Below are 9,682 nucleotides of genomic sequence, written 5' to 3' on the forward strand. Positions count from 1 at the left end.
TAGAACGTTATCGTACGGAAATAACACCTGAGATTTGTTTATTTGAGGCTGTTGGACGAGTGTCGCAACAGCTAACTAAGACATAGCCTAAAAAAAGCCTCAATTGAGGCTTTTTTTATGATATACAGCTGTCAGCATTAAGTTAAATGACGTACACATTTTAACAGCATTAACGAACGAGCACTGATCTGAATCGTCTTTTTAATGCTTTTGCGTTTTTCAGTTAACTCACCGGTTAAGCAGGCTGTATTAACCTTCACCTTCCATACCAAACCGGTATCTAACAGCGGTAAAGTACAGCAGATCTGATAGCTTGATGCATTCAGAATTAAAAACCAGCGTTCTCCCCCCTCAGCGGTTTCATGCAGTTCAACTGCAAGCGCCTGTGAATTTGATGCATGCCAGTCATCATCATCCATCAGGTAACCGTCGGGGTGATACCATTTAACCTGATCACTGTTCTCATGACCGATAATGCTGTCATCACTTAAAGCCAGATTACCAAACAGACGCGATTCATTACGCAGCTTGATAATTTCACTGGTAAATTTAAGCAGGCTTTGATCCGCTTCGCTTATATTCCACTTTAACCAGCTGATTTTATTGTCCTGGCAGTAGGCATTATTATTACCCGACTGATTATTACCCATTTCATCACCAGCTAAAAAATGCGGTGTTCCCTGGGATAATAAAAGGCTGGTAATCAAATTGCGTTTCTGCTGCTGACGACGCTGATTGATACGCGGATTACTGGTCTTACCTTCCACGCCGTTGTTGGCTGATAAATTATGCCCGTGACCGTCACGATTTTCTTCACCGTTCTTGGAATTATGACGATGTTCAAATGAAACCAGATCATCTAAGGTAAAACCGTCATGGTAACAGATATAATTAACACTGCTGGAATTCGAGCGATAGCGTTTAGCAAATACATCACGGGAGCCCAGCAGGCGGGTTGCAACCTCAGCAACATTACCTGTATCGCCGCGCCAGAATGAACGCAGTGTATCCCGGTAGCGGTCATTACATTCTAACCAGTCACTGGGGAAACCGCCCAGATGATAACCGCCGGGACCGATATCCCACGGCTCTGCAATCAGCTTAACCCGGCTTAAAACCGGATCCTGTAATAACGCTTTAAAAAATGCACTCTGGCTGTTAAAACCATGGTGCTCTCTTGCCAGCGTCACTGCCAGATCAAACCGGAAACCGTCAACCTGCATCTCCGTTACCCAGTAACGTAGAGAATCAAGCACTAATTTTAACGTCCATGTTGAGTCAAGATTTACCGTATTACCGCAGCCTGAATGATTACTGTAGTTTGAATAATGGTAACCTCTGCCCTGTCTGTCTTTTTCATAAGTATAATAATTGCGGTTATCAAAACCTTTTAAGCTGAGAATCAAACCGTCCTCACCAGACTCCGCTGTATGGTTGTAAACCACATCTAAAATGACTTCAATATCTGCTTCATGAAGCTCCCGCACCATGGTTTTGAATTCATTGACAGCATCATACTGAGCATAACGATTATCAGGAGAAAAGAAATTAATCGGGTTATAGCCCCAGTAATTAGTTAACCCCAGATCTTTTAAATGAGCTTCACTCATAAAGCTGAAAACCGGCATGATCTGCAGACTGGTCATGCCGAGTTTTTTATAATGCTTTATGCTTTCCGGATGTGACAAACCGAGGAATTTACCGCGATTTTCCAGCGGAATTTTTTTATTCAGCTGACTGAAACCTTTAACATGTACTTCGTAAAGGATCCTGTCATGATCTGCTATTTCAGGTTTCTTTACGCCTTTCCAGTCAAAGTTATCATCAACTACAACTGATTTAACAACCTGATAATCTTCTCGATCACTCTGTGCCTGTGCAAAACCATGCTGTACACGGTTAAGCTTTTTGGCATAGGGATCAATCAGCAGATTATTTTTGTTGAACAACAGTCCTTTTTCAGGGCGGTAATCACCGAACACACGATAACCGTATAACTGTCCGGCTTTTACCTCCTTAATATAAATGCTCCACATATGCCCCTGTTTCACTTCAAGGGCATAGCTGGCAATTAGTTTTTCACATTCACTAAATAAGCATAACTCTACGCGATACGCACCTAAGCTATAAACTGAAAAATGACAGCCTCCCTCGTCCAAAATGGCGCCAAGAGGTAAAAACTGACCTCGAGAAGCCGAAAATGGATGGTTGTTACTGTCTAACTCAAGTAGTTTATCGCTCACTAATCAGCCCTTTTTCTGTAAAAATACTGTTGATAATGGTGGTAAGTTTAGCGTAAATGAATACGGTTTGCCCTGCCATGGATGCTCCTGCGCATTAAATACGCCCATCACATCTCCCATACCGTAGTTACTGCCCCAGTAATATTCACTGTCTGTATTTAAAATAACTTCATATTCACCCAGCTCTTCCACTTGTAAGCGGTAACCGTCACGCGGAATAGGAGTGAAGTTTGACAGACAGATAATTTGTTTGTCCTGGTTCAGATTATTTCGTACAAATGAAAGAATACTGTTTTCACCATCAGAATGATCTAACCATTCAAAACCTTTGCTGTCATAATCCGCTTCAAATAATGCCGGGTTATTTTTGTAAAGACGGTTAAGATCTGCCGTTAATTGTTTCTGACCTTGATGCTTTTCAAATTCAAGCAGGTGCCAGTCAAGTCCGGTGTTATGGTTCCACTCTGTGCTTTGAGCAAATTCAGCCCCCATAAAGTTAAGTTTCTTACCAGGATGGCCGAACATGTATCCCGTATAAGCACGTAAATTTGCAGCAGCCTGCCATTCATCACCCGGCATTTTACCAAGCATAGAATGTTTACCGTGCACTACTTCATCGTGTGAAATCGGTAATACAAAATGTTCATTGTAATGGTAAACCATGGCAAAGGTCATTTCGTGGTGATGGTATTTACGGTACATAGGGTCCTGCTGCGCGTAACTTAATGTATCGTGCATCCAGCCCATATTCCATTTGAAGCCGAAACCTAAACCACCTTCGAATGTCGGTTTAGAAACCCCTGCGAACGCAGTTGATTCTTCAGCAATAGTCATTGCATTCGGGTACTGACGGTATACTTCTTCATTAAACCATTTCAATAAGCTGATTGCTTCGTAGTTATGATTACCGCCGTCAACGTTAGGCACCCACTCGCCTTCGTCACGAGAATAGTCCCAGTAAAGCATTGAAGCAACAGCATCAACACGCAGTCCGTCAACATGGAATTTATCTAACCAGATTAATGCACTGGCTACTAAGAACTGACGTACATTGTCACGACCGAAATCATAAATGTAAGAGTTCCAGTCAGGATGCCAGCCGCGGCGCGGATCTTCATATTCATATAAAGGAGTGCCGTCAAAACGTGCTAAACCATGCGGGTCTGACGGGAAGTGTGCAGGCACCCAGTCAACAATAACCCCGATACCGGCCTGGTGACACTGATCAATAAAGTATTTCAGATCATCAGCATCGCCGAAACGACTCGTTGCGGCGAACAGGCCGACCGGCTGGTAACCCCACGAACCGTCAAACGGGAATTCAGAAATAGGCATCACTTCAAGGTGTGTATAACCCATCTCCACCAGGTATGGAATTAAATCAGCAGCTAACTCACGGTAAGTTAACATACGTTCAACACCGTCTTCCTCTTTACGTTTCCATGAACCTAAATGTACTTCATAGATGCTCATCGCACTGTGGCGCTTGTCGCCTTTTTGAGACGCCTGCCACTCCTGGTCATTCCACTGGTACGCTTCATGATCAACAACAATGGATGAATGTGACGGGTACTGCTCTGCCTGAAAACCAACAGGATCCGCTTTATGCGGCAGGCGGTTGCCTAGACCGTCTTTTAATTCAAACTTGTATGCACAACCTGCTTTCAGGTCAGGAACAAACAATACCCAGTGCCCGCACCAGCTGCGCTGCATCGGCTGACGCTGACCGTCCCAATGGTTAAATTCAGTAATTAAACTAACGCTTGATGCATTCGGAGCATAGACAATAAAACGCACACCGCCGATTTTAGCATCATCAAGCATTGCAGTTTTAAGCTGCGCACCTAAAGTCTGGTAAACATTCTGAGGAGCTTCATGCAGTGTAGATAATCCCTCGAAAGCAACCTCATGGAACTGGTACGGGTCCACAAAACGATGATCTGTACCTTTATAAAAAGCCTTAAGCTCGTAAGTAAACTTTTCCGTCTTATCAGCTAAAGTAATTTCAAATAATCCGGCATCATCAACTTTAGTCAATGATGTCAGTGGTTTTTCATCACCTAAAGCATAAACTTCAACGGCATCAGCTTCAGGCAGCCAGGCACGTAAAATAAAACCTTTACCGTCCGGGTTGGCTAATAAACCTAAACGTTCAAAAGGATTATCCAGTTTCGCTTCTTTCAATAATGAAATCATAGAAATATGTTCAGTATGTAAAGACTCTTGTTTTTTTACGACGTTTAGAGGCGCTTTTTTTACTGCCTTCTTCGCTGCCGCTTTTTTAACAGGTGCTTTTTTTACTGGCGCTTTCTTAACCGGCGCTTTTTTTACAGACGCTTTTTTCGCCGGCTTTTTCACCGCTTTCTTGGTTTCTTTTTTTTCTGCGTTTTTTACTTCAGTATTCATAATTTTTGGATCCAATATTAATTTCAGATTTAGACTATGTTTTATTATTTACGCGCCTGAGTTAATTCAGCAAGATGTTTTTTCACTTCTTCATTGCAGAATAACTGTTCAATATTTTGTGACAGTTTACGCTGCCAGTTGCGGTATTCATCACTTGTTCCCGGTACATTAACCGGATGCTCCATCTCAAGAAAATCTTCCAGCTGCAGACTTAATAATGCCGACTCTCCTCTTGCTAAGTGTTTCTGCAGACCAAAGTTTAAGGTCTGATCCATGCCCGAAACCTGCGCATCACGCACATATTCATCCGGCAGACTGCCGTGGCCGTGCAGGCTGTTCAGAATCTGCTGTTTACAAACCAGACGGTCATCTAACAGACTCTCGTAAACATCTTGTTTCGGGTATAAACCTAATTCACGTCCCAGATGCAGATCTTCACAATGCCAGAAACCTTTAATGGTCGGCATATCATGTGTAGAAAGCGTCGCCATCGCCTGCGGTGCGTAATGCTCCGGAGAGATAAAGCCGCCGTCTTCAGCCGTTTCAAAGAAGTACACTTTGTACGAGTAAACACCGGCATCTTTCAGTAGAACATCAATACCTTCAGGTACAGTACCAAGATCTTCACCAATTACCAGACATTCATTGCGCACACTTTCCAGCGCTAATAAATTAAGCATATCTTCAACCTGGTAGTAGATGTATGCACCTTTCTCTGCACTTGCATTATCCGGCACCCACCATAAACGCAGTAAAGCCATTACATGATCGATACGCAGCGCACCACAGTGACTCATATTAGACTGTAATAACTCAATAAACGGCTGGTATGCAGTTTCCTGCAGCTGATCCGGTGCAATCGGAGGAAGACCCCAGCTTTGACCTAGAGGACCCAAGATATCAGGCGGCGCACCGACACTGATATGCTCGCAGTAAAGAGAATGGTTCGCCCAGATTTCAGAGCTGCTGATACCTACACCTACAGCTAAATCACGGTAGATACCCAGAGTCATACCCAGTGATTTTGCTAACTGGTCAGCTTCTTCTAACTGTAATTCAGAGACCCACTGGGTGTAGCACCAGAATAATACTTCCTGAATATTCTCTTTAATCCAGTTTTGTGACGCTTCGCTTTGGAATGCCTGGAACTCTTCAGGCCAGACAGGCCAGCCCCATGAATTCGCGTCTAATGCCAAAAAGTGGAACTGTAATGCATCATAACCAGCCTGCTGCATTAATGATTCGCCTTTTTCTTCAACATACTGGTTAAATGCTGTCAGACGTTTTTTGCTTTCTGCACTACCGTCATTCAGTGTTGCATAAAGCTCTCTTAATACAGACAGTTTTAATGAGGTTACATGTTCGTAATCAACCCACTGAGTATCACGTATTACAGTCAGTTCCTGCTGGAACTCAGCGCTGCCGATTTTGTCCTGTAAAACTTTATTACGCTCAAATTCATTAACCGCAGTAATATCTGTATATAAAATATTCAGCCATTTTCTTGATGAAGGGCTATACGGGCTTGCATTACCCGGCTGAGACGGTGATAAAGCATGAATCGGATTTAAACCGATAAAATCACCACCGTTTTCTTTGGTTTTAACCAGTAATGTTTTCAGATCGCTGAAATCACCAATACCCCAGTTAACTTCACTTTTAACACAATATAACTGGATACTTGCGCCCCAGATTTTTTCGCCTTGCTCAATAGGCTCGGGCATATAACAACGTGAAGGTGTAATAATTAACGACATGGTTGCTAAAGCTTCATCAATTCCATTGTCATAAACAGATAAAGAATGGTAACCGATCGGCAGATCAACGGTCATTTCAACCTGATAACAATGAAACTCAACATCTGAAATCTCTTTCACTGCTGTTAAAGGAAAACCCGTTGCACAGATTGTCTGCTTAATTTCACTTTTATCTTCCAGGGTGATTTTATAAATCAAAGAGTCAGAGGCAGAGTCGATAGGCAGGCGAACATCAAACGTGTAAGACGTGTTTTTCTGACAGACAGAAACAGGTGGTAATGCAGATAACCAGTGCTCCTTTTCTTTTTCAAGATAATGAGCATGTAGAAGCGAGTCATCAGAAGCGTCGTATCCCATTTTTCCGATTATATTTCGTATATTCTCATCGGAGACTTTTGCCGGATTCCCCCATGCATCAACAAAATTCGGATCAATTCCTTTTAATTCCATAAACATATCTAAAGTAGAACGAGACATATAACACCTATTAATTTTTATTCATACAGCATCTTACAATGCCGTGTTGTTTAAGTAAGCTTAACTATCAAATGAACTGCACAATATCATTCATATGATTTATATCATAATTTGATGTGATGTAAATTCATTATCATTACATAGTACAAACTGATAAGCCTGTGAAATATCAATTTATTTCATGATTTATCGCAATAAATGCTTAGAAGTATTTGATTCCCGCATTTTTTCACGTAGTTTACGTCGCAATCGGCCCTTTTAAAATTGCTAAATACTCATATTCAAGCAAAAAGAGCGTCGCCTAACCCATTGTTACAATTCTTTACATAGGGACTTTATCCATGATTTCTCACCTTTTTTTAGAACAGAAGAGTACATTATCTGATTCCGTCAGCCTGCAGACCGATTCAAGCGGTTATGAATTCCTAATTATCGAACATCAAAAGCTTAATGCCGCATTTGCACTTCATGGTGGACATTTAATACATTTTCAATTAAAGGGACAGGAACCGCTTATCTGGCTGAGTAAAACGGCTGTATATAATGATCAAAAAGCAATCCGCGGCGGTGTACCGATCTGCTGGCCATGGTTTGGAGCCGCCGGTGAAGCATTAGGCGATAATTTACCTTCACATGGTTTTGCCCGTACCAGCAAGTGGTCTGTTGCGGATATCAAAGAATCCGAACAGGGTGTTGAGCTTGAATTTGTACTTAAAGACAGTGCGGCAACCCGTGAACTTTGGCCGTTTGAATTTGAATTAGTTTTAAAAGCGAGTCTGACTTCAGAGCTTAAACTGGAACTGGTCAGCAGAAATACCGGCGATAAGTCCTTCAGTTACCGCGGCGCCCTGCACACTTATTTAAATATCAGCTCTCCGGAATCATGCAGAGTTTCCGGATTAAATGAAACATTCTCTGATTCATTAAAAAACAGCGAAGTTACAACAGGTGACGGCAGTCTGCTGATCAACAGCCCTATTGACTCGATTTATAAGAAAGCCCCGCTTTCAGTATTACTTGATGATAAACAGTTCAATCGCCAGCTTATTATGCAGAATTCAGGTAATGATTCTGAGGTACTTTGGACACCATGGGTTGACGGCGCGGCGGCTTTTGCAGATATGCCCGATAACGGCTACCAGACAATGTTCTGTATCGAATCAGCAGTAACCGCTAAACAAGGTATTACTGTTGCACCGGGGCAGTCTCATACGCTGAGCACGCTAATTAAATAACTATTTGGTATATTTATTACAGAAAGAGTTAGGAAGATTTCACATAATAATCTTCCTTTTATGCGCAGCAACGTGCTTTGTCGTTTTTTCCTCTTCATTTATATGATCAGACAATTACAGAAACGAACAAAGCTAATCAATTCATCTACAAAAAAGCGCCAATTAACAGGAAAACTTGGGTTTTACTTTATTTTCTGTGTAATTGCCCTTAATATAAGCGCGTAATTTAATTACAGTGTCAGTTGCTTAATAAAAGCACTATTTGTTTAATTTTCTTTCTAAAAGAATAATTTAATAAGAAAAATGGTGTTTTCAGAGCGAATAACTTGACCAGCATCAAGTCTTAGGTGTTATTGAGACTTATAATGATGACAGTTTTAAAATCAAACCATCCAAAAGGATCTAAAAAATGACAATTAAAGTAGGTATTAACGGCTTCGGTCGTATCGGCCGTTTCGTATTCCGTGCAGCATGTGAGCGTGCTGATGTAGAAGTTGTTGCAATCAATGACTTAATCGACGTTGAATACATGGCTTACATGCTTAAATATGATTCAACTCACGGTCGTTTCAACGGTACTGTTGAAGTTAAAGAAGGTAACCTAATCGTAAACGGTACTACTATCCGTGTTACTGCTGAGCGTAACCCTGCAGATCTTAAATGGGATGAAGCTGGCGTTGAAGTAGTTGCTGAAGCAACTGGTTTCTTCCTAACTGACGAAACAGCTCGTAAACATATCGAAGCTGGCGCTAAAAAAGTTGTTCTAACTGGTCCTTCTGGTGACGTTCCAATGTTCGTTAACGGCGTAAACTTCTCTGAGTACGCTGGTCAAGATATCGTTTCTAACGCTTCTTGTACTACTAACTGTCTAGCACCAATGGCTAAAGTTCTTAACGACAAATTCGGTATCGAATCTGGCCTTATGACTACAGTTCACGCAACTACTGCAACTCAAAAAACTGTTGACGGTCCTTCTGCTAAAGACTGGCGCGGTGGTCGTGGTGCTTCTCAAAACATCATCCCGTCTTCAACTGGTGCTGCTAAAGCTGTAGGTAAAGTAATCCCTGCGCTTAACGGTCTTCTAACTGGTATGGCTTTCCGTGTACCAACTGCTAACGTTTCTGTTGTTGACTTAACTGTTAACCTTAAAACTGCTGCTACATACGAAGAAATCTGTGCTGAAATGAAGCGTGCTTCTGAAAATGAAATGGCTGGCGTTCTAGGTTACACTGAAGATGCTGTAGTTTCTCAAGACTTCATCGGTGAAGTTCAGACTTCAGTATTTGATGCTAAAGCTGGTCTTTCTCTAACTGACAAATTCGTTAAAGTTGTATCTTGGTACGACAACGAAATCGGTTACTCAAACAAAGTTCTTGACCTAATCGCTCTTATCTCTAAATAAGAACTGACTTAGTCAAAATTTGTTTTAAGCCTGTGCTTCGGTACGGGCTTTTTTGTACTTTAAATTTGTCAAAACAAATTCTTGCAGTTTAATTCTGTACCTTAGTACAACAACTAATCCAGTTACTCAAACAAAGTTCTTGACCTAATCGCTCTTATCTCT

At 41.7% G+C, this 9,682-nt stretch carries 5 protein-coding genes; 2 read left to right on the plus strand and 3 right to left on the minus strand.

Annotated features, from left to right (window positions below):
• Nucleotides 1-137 precede the first annotated feature (137 nt).
• The 3 genes from glgX to malQ form a co-directional block, all read right to left on the minus strand.
• Entirely contained in the window at nt 138-2,243 is a 2,106-nt protein-coding gene (gene glgX, locus G337_RS0117790; RefSeq protein ID WP_028865085.1) for a glycogen debranching protein GlgX, read from the minus strand.
• Between the two features lie 3 nt (nt 2,244-2,246).
• Complete coding sequence (gene glgB / locus G337_RS0117795) at nt 2,247-4,445, minus strand: 1,4-alpha-glucan branching protein GlgB (protein WP_425414441.1); 2,199 nt, start codon at nt 4,443-4,445, stop codon at nt 2,247-2,249.
• A gap of 248 nt (nt 4,446-4,693) precedes the next feature.
• Nucleotides 4,694-6,883 (minus strand): 4-alpha-glucanotransferase, encoded by a 2,190-nt coding sequence (malQ, locus tag G337_RS0117800; RefSeq protein ID WP_084605474.1) that lies wholly within the window; start codon nt 6,881-6,883, stop codon nt 4,694-4,696.
• 341 nt (nt 6,884-7,224) lie between these two features.
• On the opposite strand from malQ, the gene G337_RS0117805 reads away from it, so the two are divergent.
• Nucleotides 7,225-8,118 carry a D-hexose-6-phosphate mutarotase gene (locus G337_RS0117805; RefSeq protein WP_028865088.1) on the plus strand — a complete coding sequence of 298 codons (894 nt, stop codon included), beginning with the start codon at nt 7,225-7,227 and terminating at the stop codon, nt 8,116-8,118.
• A gap of 409 nt (nt 8,119-8,527) precedes the next feature.
• Complete coding sequence (gene gap, locus G337_RS0117810; protein ID WP_028865089.1) at nt 8,528-9,520, plus strand: type I glyceraldehyde-3-phosphate dehydrogenase; 993 nt, start codon at nt 8,528-8,530, stop codon at nt 9,518-9,520.
• Nucleotides 9,521-9,682: the final 162 nt, after the last annotated feature.

This window comes from Psychromonas aquimarina ATCC BAA-1526 (genome assembly GCF_000428725.1).
GTDB classification, from domain to species: domain Bacteria; phylum Pseudomonadota; class Gammaproteobacteria; order Enterobacterales; family Psychromonadaceae; genus Psychromonas; species Psychromonas aquimarina.